Source organism: Micromonospora sediminimaris, from assembly GCF_016863575.1.
Classification (GTDB): Bacteria; Actinomycetota; Actinomycetes; order Mycobacteriales; family Micromonosporaceae; genus Micromonospora; species Micromonospora sediminimaris.
This window is the reverse complement of sequence record NZ_BOPD01000032.1, coordinates 50,055-71,035: the sequence shown is the minus strand read 5'-3', so window position 1 is coordinate 71,035 and position 20,981 is coordinate 50,055. Positions and strand designations below refer to the sequence as shown.

Below are 20,981 nucleotides of genomic sequence, written 5' to 3'. Positions count from 1 at the left end.
GAGGATCGATGAAGGCAGTGGTCTACCGGGGAGCACGGCATCTCGGTATCGAGGAACGTGAGCCGGCGGCACCCGGGCGCGGTGAGTTGGGGATATCGGTGGCCTACACCGGGATCTGCGGCACCGACCTGCACATCTACCACGGGGACATGGACTCCCGGGTCGGTGCCGCCGCCATCATCGGGCACGAGATGTCCGGGCGGATCGCGGCGCTGGGCGAGGGCGTCACCGGTTGGTCCGTCGGCCAGCCGGTGACGGTGCTGCCCACCAGATGGTGCGGGCAGTGTGCCGCCTGTCGGCGCGGCAACTCGCACATCTGCCACGCCATGGACTTCCTCGGCATCGACTCGCCCGGCGCCATGCAGTCGGTCTGGAACGTGCCGGCGGAACTGGTCCTGCCGCTGCCGGAGGAGCTGCCGCTCGACCACGGTGCACTCGTCGAACCGGTCGCCGTCGCCGTGCACGACGTACGGCGGGGCGCGGTGGCCTCGGGCGATCACGTGGTCGTCGTGGGCGGAGGGCCGATCGGGGTGCTCATCGGCACCGTCGCCCAGGGTCGCGGTGCGCGGGTCCTGCTCGTCGAGCCGGACCCGACTCGACGCGCCGTGGCGGGCGACATCGGCATCGAGGCGGTCGACCCGGCCGCGATCGACGTGGCGGCGTTTGTCGCCGACCGGACCGACGGCGCGGGCGCCGACGTCGCCTTCGAGGTTTCCGGTGCCGCGGCGGGGGTCGCCACCGCTGTCGAGGTGCTGGCTGTCCGGGGTCGGCTGGTGATGGTGGCGATCCATCCCCGGCCCCGGGAGGTGAACCTGCACCGGTTCTTCTGGCGCGAGTTGGAGCTGCTCGGCGCCCGGCTCTACCAGCGTGACGACATGGCGGAGGCGATCCGGTTGGTCGCCTCCGGCGCGATCCCGGCACGGCAGCTGATCTCCCGGGTCGACCCGCCCGAGGCGGCGACCGCGGCGTTCACCGCGCTGGAGGGTGGCGGTGTGATGAAGGTGCTGCTGGACTGGCGGGAGGGCAACCGGTGACGAATCCGTTCGACCTGTCCGGACGGACCGCCGTGGTGACCGGCGCCCGGCGGGGCATCGGCCTGGCCATGGCCGAGGCGCTGGCCCGGGCCGGTGCCGACGTCGTGGGCGTCTCCGCGCACCTGGAACCGGAGGGGAGCGAGGTGGAGCGTCGGGTGCGCGCCGCCGGCCGACGGTTCACCGGGCTGCGCGCCGATCTGGCCGATCGTACGGCCGTGCGCCGGCTGGCCGGCGAGCTTGTCGCGCTCGGACCGATCGACATCCTGGTCAACAACGGCGGTACGATCGCCCGCGCACCGGCCGTCGAGCACCCCGACGAACTCTGGGACCATGTGATCGAGGTGAACCTGAACAGCCAGTTCGTGCTGAGTCGGGAGATCGGTCGGGCAATGGTCGAACGCGGCCACGGGAAGATCATTTTTACCGCGTCCCTGCTCAGTTTCCAGGGCGGCATCACCGTGCCCGGGTACGCCGCCTCGAAGTCGGGCGTGGCCGGTCTCACCAAGGCCCTGGCGAACGAGTGGGCGGCGCACGGGGTGAACGTGAACGCCATCGCCCCTGGTTACATCGCCACCGACAACACCCGGGCCCTGCGCGAGGACCCTGAGCGCGACCAGGCGATTCTCGCCCGGATACCGGCCGGTCGGTGGGGTGCCGCCGATGACCTCGGTGGTGCGACGGTATTTCTGGCTTCGGCGGCCTCCGACTACGTCAACGGGATCGTGCTGCCGGTCGACGGAGGGTGGTTGGGCCGATGACCTACGCAACTCCGGGCGCGGCCGGGATCGTCGACGCCCACCACCACCTGTGGGTCCGGGCACGACATCCGCAGCCGTGGATCGACCCGGTGACCATGGCGACCATCGACGCCGACTTCGAGCTGGCCGACCTGGCCCCGCTGGCCCGGGCGGCGGGTGTCACCAGCACCGTCGTCGTACAGTCCATCGCCTCGGCGCGGGAGACCGTGGACCTGCTCCGGGTCGCGGCCGACGACGTCCTGGTCGGCGGCGTCGTCGGTTGGGTCGACCTGACGGCCGACGACGTCGCCGACCGTCTCGACCGGCTACGCGCCGCGCCCGGCGGGCAGCGCCTGGTCGGCATCCGTCACCTCGTGCAGAGCGAGACCGACCCGGCCTACCTCGACCGTCCGGACGTCCGCCGGGGCATCGCCGCGGTGGGTGCCGCCGGTCTGGTCTTCGACCTGCTGGTTCGGCAACACCAGCTGCCCATGGCCGCCCGGTTGGCCCATGACCTGCCGGAGGTGCGCTTCGTCCTCGACCACCTCGGCAAGCCCGCGCTGGGCACCCCGGAATTCGACAACTGGAAGCGTGACCTGCGGACGCTCGCAAAAGCAGCCAACACGACGGCGAAGGTGTCCGGTCTGGCGACCGAGGTGCCCCGGTCGCCGTGGTCGACGGCAGATCTGCGACCTGCCGTCGACCACGCCTTCGACGTGTTCGGGCCGCAGCGGCTGATGTTCGGCTCGGACTGGCCGGTCTCGTTGCTCGCCACCTCGTACCCCCGCTGGATCGAGGCGGTCACGGAGCTGCTGGGCGACCTCGACCCGACCGGGCGCGCAGCATTCTGGGGCGGTACCGCCCGGCGTTCGTACCGACTGGGGGCATGATGAGGACCCACGTGCTGCCGCGCCGTCCGGCGATCGGCCTCACCGAGTTGGGCTTCGGCGCTGCCCAGGGCGGCAACCTTTACCGGGCGACCACGGACGAGGAGTTCGTCGCGGCCGTCGACACCGCCTGGGCTGCCGGGGTGCGGTACTTCGACACCGCGCCGCACTACGGCCTCGGGCTGTCCGAACGTCGCCTGGGCAGCGCCCTGCGGCACAGACCGCGCGACGAGTACGTGGTGTCGACGAAGGTGGGGCGACTCCTGGTGCCGTCGCCACAGAACGCGCACCTGCGCGACTCCGAGGGGTTCGACGTTGCCGCCAGCCATCGCCGGGTCTGGGACTTCAGCCGCGACGGGGTACGCCGCAGCATCGAGGCCAGCCTGGCGCGCACCGGCCTGGACCGGATCGACATCGCCTACCTGCATGACCCCGACGATCACTGGGAGCAGGCCGCCACCGAGGCCGTGCCCGCCCTGGTCGAGTTGCGCGACCAGGGCGTCGTCGGTGCGATCGGGGCCGGCATGAACCAGTCGGCGATGCTGGCGCGGTTCGTTCGGGAAACCGACGTGGACGTGATGATGTGTGCCGGCCGGTACACCCTGCTCGAACAGGGTGCGGCCGCTGACCTGTTGCCGCTCGCGCAGAGCCGGGGGGTGGGCGTGGTGATCGCGGGTGTCTACAACTCGGGACTGCTGTCCCGGGACCACCCGCCCGCCGACGCGCTCTACAACTACCAGCAGGCGCCACCGGAGCTGATCGAGCGGGCCCGACGGATCGCCGAGGTCTGCGACGCGCACGGTGTCACCCTGCCCCAGGCAGCGCTGGCCTTCGTCCGCCGGCATCCGGCCGTGGTCTCCACGGTGGTAGGTGTGCGCAACGGAACGCAGATGACGGAGACCGTACGGCGTTCGGCCACGGTCGTGCCCGACGAGCTGTGGCGGTCACTGGCCGCCACCGGGCTGCTCGCCTCGGCAGGATGACGCTCGAAGATCGGATATGACGACGTCGAGCACACATCGCGTTGGCGGGTGTGACCGCACCGGCGCGGGACCGGCTCCGCTTTTCGGAAACCGGTCCCGACCGGGGCGTCCTTGACGGTCGCGATGGTCGCGACGGTCAGGCCAGGCTGAACCGCCACTGCTGGTTGGTGCCGCTGTGGCAGGTCCACTGCAACAGGCGGGCGCCGTCGGTGGTGGCACCGCCGTTGACATCGATGCAGAGCCCGCTCAGCACACTCTTCACCGTGTAGACCCCGGTGGTACCGGTGGACGCGACGGTGAACTTCTGCTGGTTGCTGTTGTTGCAGGTGGCCTGCTGGAGGAAGGCGCCGGGGGTGGTGGAGCCGCCGGTGATCTCCGCGCACTTGTTGCTGTGCACGGCCCGGAGATAGACGGCACCGCCGCCGGCGTCGACCGCCTGCCACTTCTGGTTGTTGCCACCGGTGGCCGCCCACTGGTGGATCTGCGCGCCGTCGGCGGTGGAGACGCCGCTGACGTCCATCAGCTTGTTGCTGTGTTGTGCGGTGAGCGTCCACGTACGGCCGGCTATCCCGCCACCGGTGTCACCGACTCCCACTCCGGGACCACCGAAGGTGTGCGAGTCGAGATCGAACCAGTTGTTGCCGCTGCCCTTGAACACCAGGTACAGGGTGTGGGTGCCGGCGAGCGGGGTGACGTTCACCGGCGGCGTGGACTGGTAGTTGTCCCAGCCGCCGGTGCTCGGCACCGGGGTGGTGGCCAGCAGCGTGCCGGTGGGTGATCCGGCTCGCAACTCGATCGATCCGCCGCCGGAGGGCGACGACAGCCGGTAGCTCACGGTGTTGATGCCGGACAGGCTCATCGGGTTGAACGCCACCCAGTCGTTGTTGGAGATGTCCCCGATGCGCTTGCCGCTCTCCGCGCCGGCCTGGTCGATGACCCGGGTGCCGGACTGACTGCTGTAGTACTCGGCCTGCTTGTGCTTGGGTTGGAGGATCACCTGGGCACGGCCGGTGAGTGGAGCCGCGCCACCCGCGCCGCCGTCGTCGGTGTACCGCGCGTTCAGCACGTAGAACAGGTTTGCGCCGTCCGGGTGCCCGCCGAGCAGGTCGGTGGGAATGGTCCCGGAGCAGCCGGCGTAGTCCGTGGTCTCGTGCGCGTGGTCGTCGTGCCCGAGCGCCGGGTTGAGGAAGACCTTGCTGCAGTCGATCGGTGCACCGCCGGGGTCGGTGACGGTAATCTGGTAGGAGACCCGGTCGCCGAAGGTGAGCATGCCACCGTTGGCCGGCGTGGTGATGGTGACCACCGGAGCGGTGTTGCCGACGGTGATCGGCACGTTGGCGAAGGCCGTCTTGCCCGAGCTGTCGGTGACCTTCAACTGCGCCGTGTAGTTGCCGTTGCTGGTGTAGACCTTCGACGGGTTGGCCGCCGTCGAGGTGGTGCCGTCGCCGAACGTCCACAGGTAGCTGATCGTGTCACCGGGGTCGGGATCGGCCGACCCGGCGCTTGAGAACTGCACGGTCAACGGGGCGTTGCCGCTCGTGGGCGTGCCGGTGGCCTTGGCGATCGGTGATCGGCCGCCCTGGACGTAGTCGATCCGGTAGAGGCCGGAGTCGCTGTTGCCGCCACCGAAGTTGGTGCCCCACTCCAGCAGGTAGAGCGAGCCGTCCGGGCCGAACTCGAGGTCCATCGGGCTGTTGAACCGGGTGTTGGGCAGGAACGGGTTGGTCCGGGTGACCGCCGACGCCGAGTCGAAGTGCATCTCCTTGATGTAGTCACGCGACCACTCGTAGAAGAAGTGCACTCCGTCGTAGTACGGCGGGAACTTCGTCGCCGAAGGGTTCTGCGGGTCGTAGCGGTAGACCGGTCCGCCCATCGGTGCCGAGCCGCCCGAGCCCACCTCTGGGAAGTTCTGCGAGGCGCCGTAGCCGTACCACATGTTGGGCGCGACGACCGGCCGGAGGTTGGTCAGGCCGGTGTTGTTGGGCGAGTTGTTGACCGGTGCGGCGCAGTTGAACTTGGCGCCTACCACGCCGGTGTCCGGGTTGTACGGCGCGTACGGCTGGTTGTCGCCGTGGCAGAACGGCCAGCCGTAGTTGCCCGGCGTCTTGATCACGTTGAGTTCGACGAGGCCCTCGGGGCCCCGGTTGGTGGTCGGTGGGTTCCGATCCGGTCCGTAGTCGGCCAGGTAGACCCAGCCGTTGGCCGGGTCGATCGAGAAGCGGAACGGGTTGCGGAAGCCCATCGCGTAGATCTCGGGCCGGGTCTGCGCCGTCCCCTGCGGGTAGAGGTTGCCCGACGGGATGGTGTAGCCGCCACCGGCGGAGGGGCGGATGCGCAGCAGCTTGCCGCGCAGGTCGTTGGTGTTGCCGGCGGTACGCGCCGAGTCGAGCATGTGCTTGCCCGGGCGCCAGTCCAGCGGGGCGTAGCCCTGCCAGTTGGGGTCGAGGTTCGGTGCGACGTCGTCGCCGGTGCCGATGTAGAGGTTGCCGTCCGGTCCGAATGCGATGTACCCACCGGTGTGACCGGGTTCGGGGTACGTCCGGTCGCGGTAGGCCGGGATGTCGATGATGGTCACCCCGCTGGACATGTTCAACGTGTCGCCGTTGAGCGTGTAGCGGGAGACCCGGTTGACGTCGGTCGAGCTGCTGGCCGGCGCGTGGTACAGGTAGACGTACCCGTTGCTGGCGAAGTTCGGGTCGAGGGCCAGCCCGGTCAGCCCGTCCTCACCTCCGGTGTAGACACTGAGCGTGCCGGCGGTCACCGTGCTGTTGGTGCTCGGCTTGAAGATCTTGACCTGGCCGCCGCGCTGGACGTACAGCACCCGCCCGTCGGGTGCCACGGCCAGCGCCATCGGGTCGACGGTGTTGCTGTCGAGGGTCCGCTTCTCGAAGTTGCCCCAGACGGTGCCACCACAGTCGCCCGGCTCGTTGCCGGCGGCCCACTTCACCCCGCCGAGGACGTGATTGCGGAAGTGGGTCTCGCTGTAGGACGCCGCGGCGTGGCCCATCGCGGTGGCCCAGACCCGGCCCCCGCCGGTGTTACGGCACCAGGAGATCGGGTGGTCGGAGCCCATCGCGCGGGGGCCCGGGTTGTACGTGCGCTCGTCGGCGGTGACCAGGACGTGCACCTCACCGCGCGGGTTCTTGTCGAAGTTGTACCACTCCTCGCTGCGGTTCCAGCGATCCGGCAGGCTGGCCGTCGACGGGTGCTTCTTGTCGGCGACGATGGCGGTGCCGGGCAGGACGCCGGGGGAGTGCTCCGGCATGTGCGCACCCGCGTTGATGGTCTGGTCCCACCAGGGGTACTCGCCCTCAATGCCCATGTCGGTGGCGTTGTGGATGGCCACGATGCCCTTGCCGCTGGCGAGGTAGCCCTCCACCGCCTGGCGTTGGCTGGCCGAGGTCCACACCATGCCGGACGTCTGGAACATGATCAGGACATCGAAGGTGGCCAGGTTCGCTGCGGTGAAGACGCTGGAATCCTCACTGTGTACCAGCTCGAAGTTGTCGGACGCGGCCTGCTGCTGGAACATCGAGACCCCGGCCGGGATCGAGTCGTGCCGGTAGCCGGTGGTCTTGGTGAACAACAGGGCGCGGAACTCCGGAGCCGCTGATGCCGGCTGGACCAGCGCGAGCGCCAGTAACAGACCGGCGATCAGTCCGATGATGGCTGTCTTACGACGCATGCCGTCTCCTCGTCGGGGGTGGAGCAACAGGGGGCGCGACCACGAGTCCGGTCACCTCCCACGGCACGTCGGGTGGTGCCTGGTGTGGCACGACGGGAGGCGTGCGCGGTGGTCTTCGCACGGTTCGTCGTACCGACGTGACACTGCTGGATGTGACGCAGAGTCACGCCCGGGTGGGTTCCGGGCCCCGTGGTGGCAAGGAGCCTAAATAGTATCGATATGGACATAAATTGATGTTAACGACAACATGGATGGGACTGATCATCGGCGCCCGCGTTCCCCAGTGGACCTGACCCGGCGTCTTTGCCGGTCATCGGCCCAGTCGGTAGTCCGGGAAGATCGGGGATTGCGTACCCATCCCCGAGCATCTATCTTCATACGTGTGATGTTTCGGTCATGTCAAGCGAAAGTTTGAGCACGACAACAGGAAGCTTCGCTTCCGATAACTAAAGCCAGGTGACTGGCCGGTCCTAAGTGAACTTCGAGGTGGCGCACCGATGCCCTTGGCGATTACTATCCGTAAGGATTCTTGATGTCAGCTCGACCCCCGGCGCTGCTGACCCTGCGGGGCATTGGCAAGTCCTTCTTCGGGGTACGCGTTCTCGACGGTGTCGATCTCGACGTCGCTCCGGGCGAGGTGCACGCCGTGGTGGGCGAGAACGGTGCCGGCAAGTCCACCCTGATGAAGATCGTCTCGGGTGGGTACGCCCCGGACGGCGGCACCGTCGAGTTCGCCGGGCGAGCACGCGTGTTCGGCGGCCCGCGTGACGCCCAGCGGGCCGGCATCGGCATCATCCACCAGGAGTTCAACCTCCTGCCGGAGCGCACCGTCGCAGAGAACGTGTACCTGGGCCATGAGCCGAAGCGGCGTGGCCTGGTCGACCGGCGACAGATGCTCAGCCGCACCGCGGAGCTGCTGGCCACCATCGGGGAGACGGAACTGCCCGCCGATGCCGTGGTGGGCCGCCTCGGGGTCGCGCAGCAGCAGGTGGTCGAGATCGCCAAGGCGCTCGCGCTCGACGCGCGCCTACTCATCATGGACGAGCCCACCGCCGCACTGGCCGACCACGAGGTCGAACTGCTCTACGGCCTGGTGCGACGGTTGCAACAGCAGGGCATCGGCCTGCTGTACGTCTCGCACCGGTTGACCGAGGTCTTCGACCTGTCCGACCGGATCACGGTCCTCAAGGACGGCCGCCTGGTGCGGACGATGCGCACCGCCGACGCCACACCGGAGGACCTGGTACGCCAGATGGTTGGCCGGGAGCTGTCCAGCTACTACCCGGATCGGGCCGCACCCGGGGACGTCGGCGCGGTACGGCTGGCCGTGCGGGGTGGCGGGAACCGCAAACTACGCGACGTCGACCTGGAACTGCGCGCCGGTGAGGTGCTGGGGATCGGTGGCCTGCAGGGCTCCGGACGCTCGGCGCTGGCCCGCGCGCTGTTCGGCGTGGAGCCGTTCACCACCGGCGTGGTCACGATCGACGGTAGGCCGACCCGGCTGCGCTCTCCGCGCGCGGCGACGCGGGCCGGCCTCGCGTACGTCACCGAGGACCGCAAGGGCGAGGGCATCGTCGCCCGGCAGTCGGTGCTCGACAACGCGCTGCTCGCGAGCCGGGCGGTCTTCCCGGCCCGGTCGGGTCGCGCCGCGCGCACCGTGCGCGTCCGCGAGCTGCTTGCCGCGGTGGAGGTCCGGGCCGCCGGTGACGACCAGGAGATCAGATTTCTGTCCGGTGGCAACCAGCAGAAGGTGGTGCTGGCCAGGTGGCTCGCACTCGATCCGCTGATCCTGCTCTTCGACGAACCCACCCGGGGCATCGACGTGGGCGCCAAGTCGGCGATCCACGATCTCGTCCGTCGGCTCGCCCGGGCGGGTGCGGCGGTGCTGATGATCTCGTCCGAGCTGCCGGAGCTGCTCGGCATGAGTGACCGGATGCTCGTCATGCGCGACGGCCGTGTCGCCGGTGAGCTGCCCGCCGGCGCCACCGAGGAGGACGTCGTCGCCCTGGCGGTCGGGACGGTACGGGAGGCGGCGGCGTGAGCGAGCGTAGCGAGCGAAGCGAGGCGGCGGCGTGAGTCTGCTGTCGCTGCGGCCGGCGCGACGGCCGGTGCCTGGCGTGTTCGTGGCGCTGACCATCACGCTGGCGCTCGGTTGGCTGATCGTCATGATCGACGGCGGTCAGCTGTTCAACCAGTCGACGACGGTGAGCCTGCTGCACGTCGCCGCCGGGCTGGGCCTCGTCGCGGTCGGTCAGACCCTGGTCATCCTCGGTGGGTCGCTCGACCTATCGGTGGCCTACGTGATCAGCCTCAGCACCCTCGTCGCGGCCGAGACGATGAACGGCAGCGACGGCGCGCTGCTGCCCGCGGTCGCTTTGGCGCTCACGGTCAGTGCTGCTGTCGGGCTGCTCAACGGGCTGCTCGTCACCAGGCTGCGGATCAACGCCTTCATCGCCACCCTCGGCGTCGGGCTGCTGCTCAAGGGATACCTCGACAACGGCTACGACGGTCCGGCCGGCAGCACCTCGCCCGGGCTCGTGCAGAGCCTCGGCTACCAACGCATCGGCCCCGTACCACTGTCCTTCCTGCTGCTGCTCGCCGTGACCGGGGCATGCTGGTTCGCGCTGGCGCGGACCCGGTTCGGTCACCATCTGGTCGCCGTCGGCGGTGACCCGGAGGTCGCCCGACTCTCCGGCGTCCGCAACGACCGGGTTCTGGTCATCGCCCACGTGCTCTGCTCGCTCTGCGCCGGACTCGCCGGGATCTACCTGGCGAGTCGGCTCGGCTCGGGTGCCCCCCGGGTGGGCACCGAAGGTCTCTACGACCTGGAGTCGATCGCCGCCGTGGTCATCGGCGGCACCGCTCTCGCCGGCGGCCGTGGTGGCGTCCTCGGCACGCTCGGCGGCGTGCTGTTGCTCGCCAGCATCGACGCCATCTTCAACCAACTCGAAGTGGACGCCTTCTTCAAGCAGGTGATCCGGGGGGCCATCATCATCGCCGCCGTGGCCGTCTACGCCCGTCGGGCCATGCGAAAGGCGGCCGTCTGACATGCAGCTCGTCAAGCGTCGCCCGCTGCCGCCCCAGCTGACCCGGGTACGCGCCGGCGGCCTGCTGCCCCTGCTCGCGATACTCGCGGTGCTGCTGGTTCTGGTCGCCGTGCGCCAGCCCGATTTTCTGGCGCCGGCCTCCCTGATGTCGTTCCTCGGCCGCTCGGCGCCGATCATCCTGCTCGCCGCGGGTCAGTATTTCGTGATCGTCTCGGGCGAGTTCGACCTGTCCGTCGGCTCGCTTGTCACCGCACAGGTCGTGGTCGCCGCCCGGCTGATCGACAGCGATCCGTCGCGGACCTGGCCGGTGGTGCTGGTGCTGCTCGCTGGCGGGGTGCTCGTCGGGTTGGTCAACGGCCTGATCACGACGCGACTGCGGGTGCCCTCGTTCATCACCACCCTCGGCATGTTCCTGATCCTGGTGGGTGCGGTCTATCTCTGGTCCAACGGCGCGCCCAAGGGCGGGCTCTCCGAGGAGTTCCGTCGCTTCGGCCGGCGTGCGTTCGAGGACGTGCCGGTGTTCGGCCGTGTCCCGTACGCCCTGGTGGTCCTGCTGGTCCTCGCCACGCTCGCGGTGCTGCTGATGCGCTCCGACTTCGGCCGGATCCTGGTCGCGGTCGGGGACAACGCACGTACGGCGGAGCTGAGCGGCGCCCGGGTACGCCGTACCCGGACCATCGCCTTCATGCTGAGCGGCCTCGCCGCCGCCGTCGCGGCCATCCTGATCGGCGGCTACAGCGGGGTGTCCTTCCAGGCCGGCGCCGGTCTGGAGTTCGGCGCCATCACCGCGGTCGTCCTGGGCGGGGTCGCCCTGGGGGGCGGACGTGGCTCGGTCGTCGGCGCGATGCTCGGCGCGCTGACCCTCGAACTGCTCTTCACGCTCATGAATTTCTACGGCGTCTCCGGCGCCCTCAGACCGACCGTTCAGGGCGCCATCATCCTGTTCGCCGTGGCGGTCTCGAGTCGACGTTCCACGTCGAGATAAGGGGATTTCTAAATGAAACGACGCATGGCGGCCACGGCCGCGCTTCTCCTGGTGTCCCTCGTCGGCTGTGCCACCGACGAGCCCGCTGCGACCCCTTCGGACGGATCTTCGGCGCCCCCTGCCGGGGCCGGCACCGGCGAGCAGTCGAAGTTCTTCGTGCAGGCCGACTACGACAACGAACTCGCGCTGCTCGACGCCGCACCGACCGGTCCGGCCGACAAGCCGTGGGAGCAGGTGCTCAACCCGAAGATGGTGGACACCGCCAAGTTCAAGAAGGACGGCCCCTACAAGATCTGCTTCTCGAACGCGGCGTTGAACAACCCGTGGCGTCAGGTCGGCTTCAAGACCATGCAGGCCGAGGTCGAGGCGCAGGGCGACCGGATCTCCGAGTTCGTCCACGTCGACGCCGAAGGCAAGGACCAGAAGCAGATCGCCGACATCAACGACCTGCTCGGCAAGGGCTGTGACGCGCTCATCGTCTCGCCGAACACCACAGCCACGCTCACTCCGGCCGTGACGGCGGCCTGCGACGCCGGCCTGCCGGTCATCGTCTTCGACCGTGGCGTCGACACCGACTGCCCGGTGACGTTCATCAACCCGATCGGCGGGTACGGGTTCGGGCACGTCGGAGCGGAGTTCGTCAGCCAGCAGATGAAGCCCGGCGGCAAGGTTCTCGCGCTGCGTATCCTGCCCGGCGTCGACGTACTGGAGACCCGGTGGTCCGCCGCCAAGGTCGCGTTCGACAAGGCGCAGGTCGACGTGGTCGGGGTCGAGTTCACCGATGGTGACCCGGCCAAGACCAAGAAGATCGTCAACGACTACATCCAGCGGCACGGCACCATCGACGGCGTCTGGATGGACGCGGGCGCGGTCGCCGTCGCGGCGGTGGAGGCGTTCCAGGACGCCGGTCAGCCGGTGCCTCCGATCAACGGCGAGGACCAGCTCGACTTCCTGAAGATGTGGAAGGACGAAGGGCTCACCGCGATCGCGCCCACGTACCCGACCTACCAGTGGCGTACGCCGATCATCGCGGCGCTGCGAATCCTCGACGGCCAGCAGGTGTCCGACCCGTGGAAGCTGCCCCAGCCGACGATCACCCAGGAGAACCTGGACAGCTATCTCGACCCGAACATGCCGCCGCTGCACTACGCGATGTGCGGCTGCACCGACCTGCCGGGTTACCCGCAGCGCTGGAAGTAGGCGTCCGTTGCGTGCCGTCGGTGTCAATCCCTGGGTGTGGACCTCGCCGGTCGACGACGAGGCCCTGACCGCACTGATCCCCCGGATCGCGGCGCTCGGCTTCGACGCGGTCGAACTGCCGATCGAGCAGCCGGGTGACTGGGATCCGTACCGCGTCCGGGACCTGCTCGCCAGGTACGGACTGGACGCGGCCGGCGTCTGTGCGGTCACCCCGCCCGGGCGGGAACTCGTAAATGCCGCCCCCGCCGTGGTGGAGGCCACGGTGGCGTACCTGAACAAGTGCGTGGACAGTGCGGCGATCATCGGCGCGCCGTGTGTCGGTGGTCCGGTCTATGCGTCGGTGGGCCGCACCTGGCCGATGACGCCGACGGAACGCGCGACCTGTTACGCCGATTTCCGTCGGGCGCTGGTACCGGTTGCCGATCGGGCCGCCGATCGGGGGGTGTCCATCGGGGTGGAGGCGCTCAACCGGTACGAGACCAGTGTGGTCAACACGATCGAACAGACCGTGGAGATGATCGACGGTCTGCCGACGAACGTCGGTCTCATGATCGACACGTACCACATGAACATCGAGGAGGCGAACCCGTACGCGGCGCTGGCCGCGGCGGGTCCGCACATCAAGCACGTACAGGTCAGCGGCACAAACCGGGGCGCGCCCGGGTCGGATCACCTGGACTGGCCCCGGCTCCTCGCCGCCCTGGCCGCCACCGGCTACTGGGGTGCGATCTGCATCGAGTCGTTCACCCCGGAGAACGCGACGATCGCGACCGCCGCCTCGATCTGGCGCCCGCTCGCCCCGTCACCGGACCGGCTCGCGGGGGACGGGCTGGCCTATCTCCGGAGCATCCTCGGCTGAGCTGCACCGCCCTACGCCCGGTCCACGGGGTGATCTCAGTCGATCCTTGCGCAGACATCATTCGTATGATGAACTGCCGTCCACATACCACCCACCACACCGCACCACCCGTCCAGGTAAGGAGACCCCCGTGTCCGTACCTCCACCCCCCGGCACACCCCGACGGGTGCTGGCCGCGGCCGCGACGGTGGCGCTGACCGCCGCGGCCACCGTGGCCGGCGTGACCACGTTCGCAGCCCCCGCGCTCGCCGCGACCACCACCCTCTACGCGTCCCCCTCCGGTGGCGGCAGCAGTTGCACCGCCGCGCAGCCGTGTTCGATGGCCGGTGCGCAGACCGCCGTCCGCTCGATGAACAGCTCAATGTCGGGCGACATCGTCGTGCAACTGGCTGACGGCGTCTATCGGCTCTCCGCACCGCTGCGGTTCACCGCCGCCGACTCCGGCACCAACGGCTACCGGGTGATCTGGCAGGCGGCACCGTCGGCCCGTCCCGTGATCAGCGGCGCGCGGGCGGTCACCGGCTGGACGCAGGTGGACGCCGGCCGCAACATCTGGCGGGCCAACGTCGGCGCCGGCACCGACACCCGCCAGCTGTACGTAAACGGTGCGCTCGCCACCCGGGCCCGTACCCAGGTCAACCGGGCGGACTTCACCGCGGACAGCACCGGCATGCGGTTCACCAGCGGCGCCCTGAGCTACCTCAACAACCTGAACAACCAGAGCCGCATCCAGATGGAGAGCGTCAACTCGTTCACCGACCGGTACGTGTCGGTGCAGAGCATCAGCGGCAACCTCATCCGGATGCAGCAGCCCGGCTGGAGCAACAACAACTTCGGGTACGACACGTTCACCAGCCCGCACCGGGCCGGACCGCTCTACCTGGCCAACGCCTACGAGTTCCTGGACTCGCCGGGGGAGTGGTACCTCGACCCGGGCACCGGCGCGCTGAACTACATCCCGCTCGCCGGCCAGAACATGAACAGCGTAAGCGTGGAACTGCCGACGCAGCAGTCCCTGGTCAACCTCGGCGGGACCTACGCCGCGCCGGCACACCACATCACGTTCACCGGTATCACCTTCACCGGAACGACCTGGCTGGGGGCCAGCAGCAACCAGGGCTACGTGGACCAGCAGACCGGCGCCTACATCTACGGCAACTGGAACTGGCCCAGCTTCTCCTCCTGCCACAACGGTTGCCCGCAGTTCGAGGCCACCCGACCGAACTGGCAGCAGATGCCGGCCGCCGTGCAGGTCTCGGCCGCCAACAACATCACCTTCAGCGACTCACAGTTCGTCAACCTCGGGCAGACGGCGATCGGGATCGGCAACGACGCCAACGCCCACGCCAGCGGGGTGGGCCTGGGCACCAGCAACATCACCGTCACCCGCTCCGAGATCGCCCGCAACGCGGCCGGTGGCATCGTCGTCGGTGGCGTACGCGCCGACGCCCACCACCCCAGTGACCAGCGCATGGTGAACCGGGACATCACCATCAGCAACAACCGCCTGCACGACCTGGGCATCGAGTACCGGGGCATCGTCTCGGTGCTCACCACCTACGTCACCAACTCCACGGTCTCGTACAACGAGGTCTACAACATGCCGTACACCGGCATGTCCATCGGGTACGGCTGGGGCTCCAACGACGCGGGTGGCAGCGAGCACTACGCCGGCCGTGGCCTGTACAACTACCAGCCGCGCTACACCACGGCCACCACCGCGTCGAACAACCGGCTCATCGGCAACTACGTGCACGACGTGATGCAGCAGATGAACGACGGCGGGTGCATCTACACCCTGTCGGCGAACCCGGGCGGGTTGATCAGCGACAACTACTGCCTGCGGACCAACGGCTACTTCGGCGTCTACTTCGACGAGGGATCCCGCTACTACACCGCCCGCAACAACGTGTTCTCGTCCACCGGCACCTGGGCCACCGCCAACTACTGGTACGCCGAGAACATGGGCAACTTCACCGTCACCAACAACTGGTCGACGAACGGCAGCACCAACGTGACAAACGGCGACCGGGGCAACGTCGTGTCCGGAAACGTGACGGTGACCAACGGCAACTGGCCCTCGGGCGCCCAGGCGGTGATGGCCGGGGCCGGTCCGCAGGGCGGCACCAGCAACCCGCAGGGCGTGCAGATCGTCGGTACCCAGTCCGGGCGGTGCGTGGACGTCGAAGGTGCGAGCACCACCAACGGCGCTCAGGCGAAGCTCTGGGACTGCCACGGCGGGACGAACCAGCGCTGGACCTACACCGCCAGCAAGCAACTCATGGTGTACGGCAACAAGTGCCTCGACGCGTCGGGGCAGGGCACCAGCAACGGCACCCTGGCGATCATCTGGGACTGCAACGGCCAGGTCAACCAGCAGTGGAACGTCAACGCCAACGGCACCATCACCGGCGCGCAGTCCGGGCTGTGCCTCGACGCCAGCGGCTACGGCACCACAAACGGCACGGTGGTCCACCTCTGGGCCTGCCACGGCGGCGCCAACCAGCAGTGGAATCTGCGTAACTGACGATCCGGGTGGGTGGGGCCGCGTGCCGACCCCACCCACCCGGGTTACTCGGTTCAGGACGCCTGACGTCGAAGGTGTTCGGCGAAGGCGGACTGGCTGCCCAGCATGACCATGATCGCGTTGCGGTAGGCGACCGATCCCCACAGGTGCAGTTCCTCGTCGTCGAGGCCGCCGAAAATGCCGGCGAGCGCCTTGCGCGCGCGGCGGTCGAGGACCTTGTGCGGTCGGGCGAGCAACTCGCCCTCGCGGCGCAGCGCGTCGAGGTACGCGGCGACGGCCGAGGTGTACGCGGGCCCGCCGAGTTCCTCCAACATGCCGAACTCGAAAAGGTGCAGCGCCGCCTCCGACTCCCAGTCCGGGGTGCGCTGGACGTGACGGATCAGCATCACGTGCCGCGCCTCGAACAACAGCAGGATTCCGCGGCCGAGCCGACTCAGCGGCCGGCGGCTCGACGGCAGCCGCAACGTGCGTACCGGTTCCCCGGCGGCCACGTCCACCGCACCGGCGAAGCTGGGCATCCGCTCGCCGCCCGGCACCGGGTCGGGTACCAGACAGACCCGGTTGGCGTAGACCAGGTCATCCCGGCCGGAGAGCGACCGCATCGCCGTCGCGGCGACCTCGGTGAAGGGACGGTCGTCGGTCGCCGCGTCCGGGTCGAGGGCGTAGACCATCCCCGGCCGGCTGGCCGTAGGGACGCCCAGGACCGCGGAACTCCGCAGGAAGCCCCAGGTCGTTGCGGCCCATCGGCTGCGCCGGGCAACCTCGGCTGCGGTGTCCCGCCAGTCGCGGGCGAGCCGCAGCCGTTCCCGGACGTCGGTGGCGTCGGTCATCTCAAGCAGCGCGCGGGGCAGCGGCGCGACGGGATCCACGTGGAGCAGGTCGGTGACGATGGACGGACCGATCGCCGCGTGTTCGGCGCAGTCCGCGTCGGTGTGCGGATCGCCGGTCGCGCCGTGGCAGTCTCCCAGCCAGGTGACCTCACGGCTCACCGACTGTCGGGCGAACGCTGGCGCCGGCAGCATGCCGGCGCGCAGGATCCGCTCGTACTGCACCCGAGCCCGGGCCGTCCGCAGCATGTCGAGCGGCAGGACCGGGGCCAGTGTCAGGACCGTCTCGATGATCGTGCAGTGCGGGCAGACGGGCCCGTCCGGGTCGACCACGCGGAACTCCCGCAGATGGTCGAGACCGGGCTGCTCCCACTGCACGCCGATGCCGCCGCCCTCGCGCAGCATCAGGTAGAGGTGGGTGGTGGCCTGCCGGTCCCGGGTGACGGCCACCATCTCGTCGAGGAACCGCCGGCGGCTGATCTGCTCCACCGCGTCACTGTATCGACCGACGTCGCGATCACGGCTCGGCGCGAAACGGCGAAATCCAGTGCCGGCGTACGGGATCGGCCGACTACCCTCCGCTTCGACATCCGTCGACGGACAGGAGTTGAGATGCGCCTCGACCTGGACACGGCCGCCGCTCCGGCGCGAGAGCTCCCCGTGCGCTGATCCGTGCGGTCCACCGCCGGTCCACCGACGGTGGCGGTGCTCCTCGCTGCGGAGCGGCCCCCTGACGGCCGTTCCCTTCCAGTTCGAGGAGCAATCTTGCGTGCCCTGGTATCCGCGCGTCTGGGCGCGGACTTCGCCAAACTCTGGACCGCCTCGGCGGTGTCCAACATCGGCGACGGCATCACCATGGCGGCCGGCCCACTGCTGGTCGCCTCCATCACCGAGAGCCCGGCGCTGATCGCCGGTGCGGTCTTCGTACAACAGCTGCCCTGGTTGTTGTTCGCCCTGCTCAGCGGTGCCTACGTGGACCGGATCGACAGGCGTCGCCTGGTGGTGGCGGTGAACCTGGTGCGGGCCGTCGCGCTCGCCACGCTGACGGTCACCATCGCCACCGACACCGTCACGGTGGTCATCTTCTACGCGGTGCTCTTTCTGCTCGGTACGGGGGAGACGCTGGCCGACACCGCCATGGGTGCGCTGTTGCCATCGGTGGTCGTCCTGGTCGTGTTCAGCGCGCACGGCATGGTCTGGGGAATCACCGTCGCGTCGCTGCGTCAACGGCTGGTGCCGTCCCGGCTGCTCGGCCGCGTCGGCAGCGCGTACGCGGTGCTCGATCTCGGCGGGGCGGCGGTCGGCTCCCTTCTCGGTGGCCTGATCGCCGGCAGCTGGGGCAGCACGGCCCCGTTCTGGATCGCCGGGGTGACGATGGCGGTTGTCGCTGTCGCCGCCTGGCGACCGCTGGCACAGAGTCCAAACCGGTCGGAGACTATCGAAGAGAGCTGATTACCGTACCATCGGGCTGTTCTTCCCCTGGGTGGGTGCGGAGGAGACCGCATGGACGATGTGACCCTCCGAGCCCTGCGGCTACTGGAGGAGGCGCAGGCCGGTGGCGCGGCCCAGGTGCTGGCGGAGGCGGTCGCGGCGCTACGGGAACCGACCGGGGAACTGCGCGACGGCCCGGCGGCGATGCACTTCGTGCGCGTCGTGGCGCTGACCCGGCTCGGCGACCTGCGCGCCGCGATCACCGCCGCCGATCTGATGCTCGTCGCCGCCGAGCGGGAGAACAGCGCCGGGTGGCGCTCCTGCGCGCTGTCACTGCGCGCCGACCGGCGGCTCCGCCTCGGCGACCAGGACATCGCCGAGTACGACATCGAAGCCGTCCTGCGGGACCTCGTCCGCGCGGAGACGGCCCTTCTGGCCGGCGAACCGGATCCGGTGATCGAGGGCAACGCCCGCACCGGGCTGGCGATCGGGTACGCGAAGCTGCGTCTCTACGAGCTGGCGGCGCCACAGTTCCAGGCGGCATACGAGACGACCTGCCGACCTGGGTACCCGGACAACGGCAACCGGGCGATGTGGCTGTGCAACCTCGCGGAGCTCAACCTCATGTGGGCCCTGGAGTTGTATCAGGTCGGCCAGGTCGCCGAGGCGGAGAAGCACACCACGGTGGCCGAGGAGCACGCGGCGCGGGCGATGACGGAAGCCTCCGGCCCCAAGGCGGAGGTGTGGCGGCTCTCGGCGTCGCTGTTCGCGGCGTGCGCCCGCGCCGACCGTCAGGACCCGGCCGGTGCGGCGGAGGACATTCCCCGGGTACTGGCGTCGTTGCAGGAGCACGGCGTCGAACAGCGACACCAGGAGCAACTGCTGTGCCGGCCGTTCCACGCCGTCGCGCTCAGCCGGTCCGGGCGGCCGGCTGAGGCGCTGCGGGTTATCGAGGAGGCGGTGACCGGCCTTTCTCCCGACAACGACTGGTTGATCACGGCGGCGCTGCACCGCACGCACGCGGTGCTGCTGGCGAAGACCGGGGCACGCGACGCGCTGCCGGGCCTCACCTACGGCGACGCGCTCGCGGAACTGCTGTGGCGTCAGCGACACCGCTGGCTGCACGCGGCGGTGACCATGCAGTCGTACGACGTGCTGCGGTGGCAGCACGAGCGGGCCGAACGGGCCGCGCGGATCGACCCGCTCACCGGGGTGGCCAACCGGCGGGGCCTGGACAGCTTCCTGGAGCGCCTGGCCACTCCCACGGCGGCCGGGACCGATCCGGTGGCGGTGCTGATCGTGGACGTGGACCGGTTCAAGGACGTCAACGACTCGTTGGGGCACGCCACCGGCGACGACGTGCTGCGGGCCGTTGCGCAGGTGGTCGCGGCAAGTGTCCGCCGGGACGACTTCGTCGCCCGGCTGGGCGGTGACGAATTCGTCGCGATCCTGCCGGGGGCGGACCTCGGCGCCGCTGAGCAGGTCGCCCAGCGGGCCGTCGACGCCGTGGCCGGGATGGCGGTGTGGCAGGTGACGGTAAGCGTCGGGGTGGCGGGCGGTTCCGCGTACACCCTCGGAGAGACCCTGGCGCACGCGGACGGTGCGATGTACGCGGCGAAGCGGGCCGGCGGAAACCGGATGGGCAGCCGTCACCCCGGTACCTGACCGCCGGGTGCCGCGGCGTCCGCTGATCCGGCAGGATCGGTACGTGGACATCGAGCCGGTCGACGTCGCGCCCATCCGGGGGTTCCGCCGCGCGATCCTTCGGCAACGCTGGGATGATCTGATCTTCCTGCACTGGCCGGTCGAGCCGGAGCGGGTCGCACCGCTGCTGCCGGCCGGCACCCGCCCCGACACGCTCGACGGGCTGACCTACGTCGGGCTGATCGGCTTCCGGATGGTCGGTCTGGGGCTGGGATTCGGACCCGGCGTGCCGTACTTCGGCAGCTTCTGGGAGACCAACGTCCGGTTGTACTCCGTGGACGGCTCCGGCCGACGGGCCGTGGTCTTCCGCTCGCTCGACGCCTCCCGGCTGGTGCCGGTGCTGGTCGCCCGGGCGACCCTGCGGCTGCCGTACCTGTGGTCGGCCATGAAGCTGGAGCGAGACGGCGACCGGCTCAGCTACCGGTGCCGGCGTCGCTGGCCGGGCCCGACCGGCACGACCAGCCGGATCGAGGTCCGGGTCGGCGGGCCGATCGCCGAGCCGACGCCGCTGGACCACTTCGTCACCGCCCGCTGGGGCCTGCACACCCGGGCGTACGGACGTACCCGGCACCTACCGAACTGGCACCCACGTTGGCCGCTGCACCACGCGGAACTGCTCGCCCTGGACGACGAACTGGTGACCGCCGCCGGGCTGCCGCCGCCGCAGGGGCCACCGACAAGCGTGCTCTACTCACCGGGGGTGCCGGTCGCCTTCGGCCCGCCGACCAGCGTGCATCAGCCCAGAGCCTGATCAGCAGGCGATCGCTGGCGACTCAGGCCGCTGCGTCGCGTGGCTCGAAACTGACGCTGAGGCTCACGTCCAAGGCCGCCGCCAACCGCTCCAACACGGGCAGGGTCGGGACGGTGCCGCCGGCCTCGAACCGTGCGACCGCCGACTGCGTCATCCCCGATTCCTTGGCAAGCTGTGCCTGACTCCAACCTCGGCGCTCACGAAGCTCTCGAATCGCACGACCAAGTTCGAACGCCAACTGCGTCGCGTCGTACGCCTCCGCCGCCCCCGGCTCGGCCATCCGCCGCTCCCGCAGCGAGGCCCAATCACTACGCTCGCCCATGA

The 20,981-nt window shown here is 69.6% G+C and carries 16 protein-coding genes; 13 read left to right on the top strand and 3 right to left on the bottom strand.

What is annotated here, in order from left to right:
- Positions 1 to 8: 8 nt before the first annotated feature.
- From Vse01_RS23585 to Vse01_RS23570, 4 genes are read left to right on the top strand one after another with little or no spacing between them, the layout of a single operon-like run.
- Positions 9 to 1,034, top strand: a complete 1,026-nt coding sequence (locus tag Vse01_RS23585) for a zinc-dependent alcohol dehydrogenase (protein ID WP_093403032.1) — start codon at positions 9 to 11, stop codon at positions 1,032 to 1,034.
- A complete protein-coding gene (gene kduD / locus Vse01_RS23580) occupies positions 1,031 to 1,792 on the top strand; it encodes a 2-dehydro-3-deoxy-D-gluconate 5-dehydrogenase KduD (RefSeq protein ID WP_093403033.1) in 762 nt (253 codons plus the stop codon). Before Vse01_RS23585 ends, kduD begins: the two co-directional genes overlap by 4 nt.
- Positions 1,789 to 2,661: an amidohydrolase family protein gene (locus Vse01_RS23575; RefSeq protein WP_093403035.1), complete on the top strand. Its 873-nt coding sequence runs from the start codon at positions 1,789 to 1,791 to the stop codon at positions 2,659 to 2,661. The genes kduD and Vse01_RS23575 overlap by 4 nt, the downstream gene beginning before the upstream one ends.
- A complete protein-coding gene (locus tag Vse01_RS23570) occupies positions 2,658 to 3,641 on the top strand; it encodes an aldo/keto reductase (protein ID WP_307818708.1) in 984 nt (327 codons plus the stop codon). The genes Vse01_RS23575 and Vse01_RS23570 overlap by 4 nt, the downstream gene beginning before the upstream one ends.
- A gap of 136 nt (positions 3,642 to 3,777) precedes the next feature.
- On the opposite strand, the gene Vse01_RS23565 is transcribed toward Vse01_RS23570, so the two are convergent.
- A complete protein-coding gene (locus tag Vse01_RS23565; protein WP_093403038.1) occupies positions 3,778 to 7,326 on the bottom strand; it encodes a ThuA domain-containing protein in 3,549 nt (1,182 codons plus the stop codon).
- Positions 7,327 to 7,858: 532 nt separating this feature from the next.
- Between Vse01_RS23565 and Vse01_RS23560 the strand changes: the two genes are divergently transcribed.
- The 6 genes from Vse01_RS23560 to Vse01_RS23535 all read left to right on the top strand — a co-directional run bounded on the left by Vse01_RS23560 (position 7,859) and on the right by Vse01_RS23535 (position 15,944).
- Complete coding sequence (locus Vse01_RS23560; RefSeq protein WP_093403039.1) at positions 7,859 to 9,367, top strand: sugar ABC transporter ATP-binding protein; 1,509 nt, start codon at positions 7,859 to 7,861, stop codon at positions 9,365 to 9,367.
- Between the two features lie 31 nt (positions 9,368 to 9,398).
- On the top strand, positions 9,399 to 10,373 hold the full coding sequence (locus Vse01_RS23555) for an ABC transporter permease (protein ID WP_170863381.1): 975 nt from the start codon (positions 9,399 to 9,401) through the stop codon (positions 10,371 to 10,373).
- Between the two features lies 1 nt (position 10,374).
- Positions 10,375 to 11,358 carry an ABC transporter permease gene (locus Vse01_RS23550; protein ID WP_093403041.1) on the top strand — a complete coding sequence of 328 codons (984 nt, stop codon included), beginning with the start codon at positions 10,375 to 10,377 and terminating at the stop codon, positions 11,356 to 11,358.
- Positions 11,359 to 11,370: 12 nt separating this feature from the next.
- The gene (locus Vse01_RS23545; RefSeq protein ID WP_232511164.1) at positions 11,371 to 12,558 is read left to right on the top strand and encodes a substrate-binding domain-containing protein; all 1,188 of its coding nucleotides are present in this window, start codon (positions 11,371 to 11,373) and stop codon (positions 12,556 to 12,558) included.
- A 7-nt stretch (positions 12,559 to 12,565) separates the two neighbouring features.
- Positions 12,566 to 13,417, top strand: a complete 852-nt coding sequence (locus Vse01_RS23540; RefSeq protein WP_093403044.1) for a sugar phosphate isomerase/epimerase family protein — start codon at positions 12,566 to 12,568, stop codon at positions 13,415 to 13,417.
- Positions 13,418 to 13,547: 130 nt separating this feature from the next.
- A complete protein-coding gene (locus tag Vse01_RS23535) occupies positions 13,548 to 15,944 on the top strand; it encodes an RICIN domain-containing protein (RefSeq protein ID WP_093403045.1) in 2,397 nt (798 codons plus the stop codon).
- Between the two features lie 53 nt (positions 15,945 to 15,997).
- Here Vse01_RS23535 and Vse01_RS23530 read toward each other — a convergent pair whose 3' ends face one another.
- Complete coding sequence (locus Vse01_RS23530) at positions 15,998 to 17,260, bottom strand: hypothetical protein (protein WP_093403047.1); 1,263 nt, start codon at positions 17,258 to 17,260, stop codon at positions 15,998 to 16,000.
- Between the two features lie 276 nt (positions 17,261 to 17,536).
- Between Vse01_RS23530 and Vse01_RS23525 the strand changes: the two genes are divergently transcribed.
- The 3 genes from Vse01_RS23525 to Vse01_RS23515 are packed head-to-tail and all read left to right on the top strand — an operon-like array spanning position 17,537 to position 20,657.
- Positions 17,537 to 18,223 carry an MFS transporter gene (locus tag Vse01_RS23525; RefSeq protein WP_093403048.1) on the top strand — a complete coding sequence of 229 codons (687 nt, stop codon included), beginning with the start codon at positions 17,537 to 17,539 and terminating at the stop codon, positions 18,221 to 18,223.
- A gap of 51 nt (positions 18,224 to 18,274) precedes the next feature.
- Positions 18,275 to 19,867, top strand: a complete 1,593-nt coding sequence (locus Vse01_RS23520) for a GGDEF domain-containing protein (RefSeq protein ID WP_093403050.1) — start codon at positions 18,275 to 18,277, stop codon at positions 19,865 to 19,867.
- Positions 19,868 to 19,910: 43 nt separating this feature from the next.
- Positions 19,911 to 20,657 (top strand): YqjF family protein, encoded by a 747-nt coding sequence (locus Vse01_RS23515; protein ID WP_093403225.1) that lies wholly within the window; start codon positions 19,911 to 19,913, stop codon positions 20,655 to 20,657.
- A gap of 22 nt (positions 20,658 to 20,679) precedes the next feature.
- Here the strand turns inward: Vse01_RS23515 and Vse01_RS23510 are convergent, their stop codons facing one another.
- Entirely contained in the window at positions 20,680 to 20,979 is a 300-nt protein-coding gene (locus Vse01_RS23510) for a helix-turn-helix domain-containing protein (protein ID WP_093403051.1), read from the bottom strand.
- Positions 20,980 to 20,981: the final 2 nt, after the last annotated feature.

Coding starts and splice junctions, on each gene's coding strand:
- Vse01_RS23585 (WP_093403032.1), top strand. CDS start 9: ATGAAGGCAGTGGTCTACCGGGGAGCACGGCATCTCGGTATCGAGGAA.
- Vse01_RS23575 (WP_093403035.1), top strand. CDS start 1,789: ATGACCTACGCAACTCCGGGCGCGGCCGGGATCGTCGACGCCCACCAC.
- Vse01_RS23570 (WP_307818708.1), top strand. CDS start 2,658: ATGATGAGGACCCACGTGCTGCCGCGCCGTCCGGCGATCGGCCTCACC.
- Vse01_RS23565 (WP_093403038.1), bottom strand. CDS start 7,326: ATGCGTCGTAAGACAGCCATCATCGGACTGATCGCCGGTCTGTTACTG.
- Vse01_RS23560 (WP_093403039.1), top strand. CDS start 7,859: ATGTCAGCTCGACCCCCGGCGCTGCTGACCCTGCGGGGCATTGGCAAG.
- Vse01_RS23550 (WP_093403041.1), top strand. CDS start 10,375: ATGCAGCTCGTCAAGCGTCGCCCGCTGCCGCCCCAGCTGACCCGGGTA.
- Vse01_RS23545 (WP_232511164.1), top strand. CDS start 11,371: ATGAAACGACGCATGGCGGCCACGGCCGCGCTTCTCCTGGTGTCCCTC.
- Vse01_RS23520 (WP_093403050.1), top strand. CDS start 18,275: ATGGACGATGTGACCCTCCGAGCCCTGCGGCTACTGGAGGAGGCGCAG.
- Vse01_RS23510 (WP_093403051.1), bottom strand. CDS start 20,979: ATGGGCGAGCGTAGTGATTGGGCCTCGCTGCGGGAGCGGCGGATGGCC.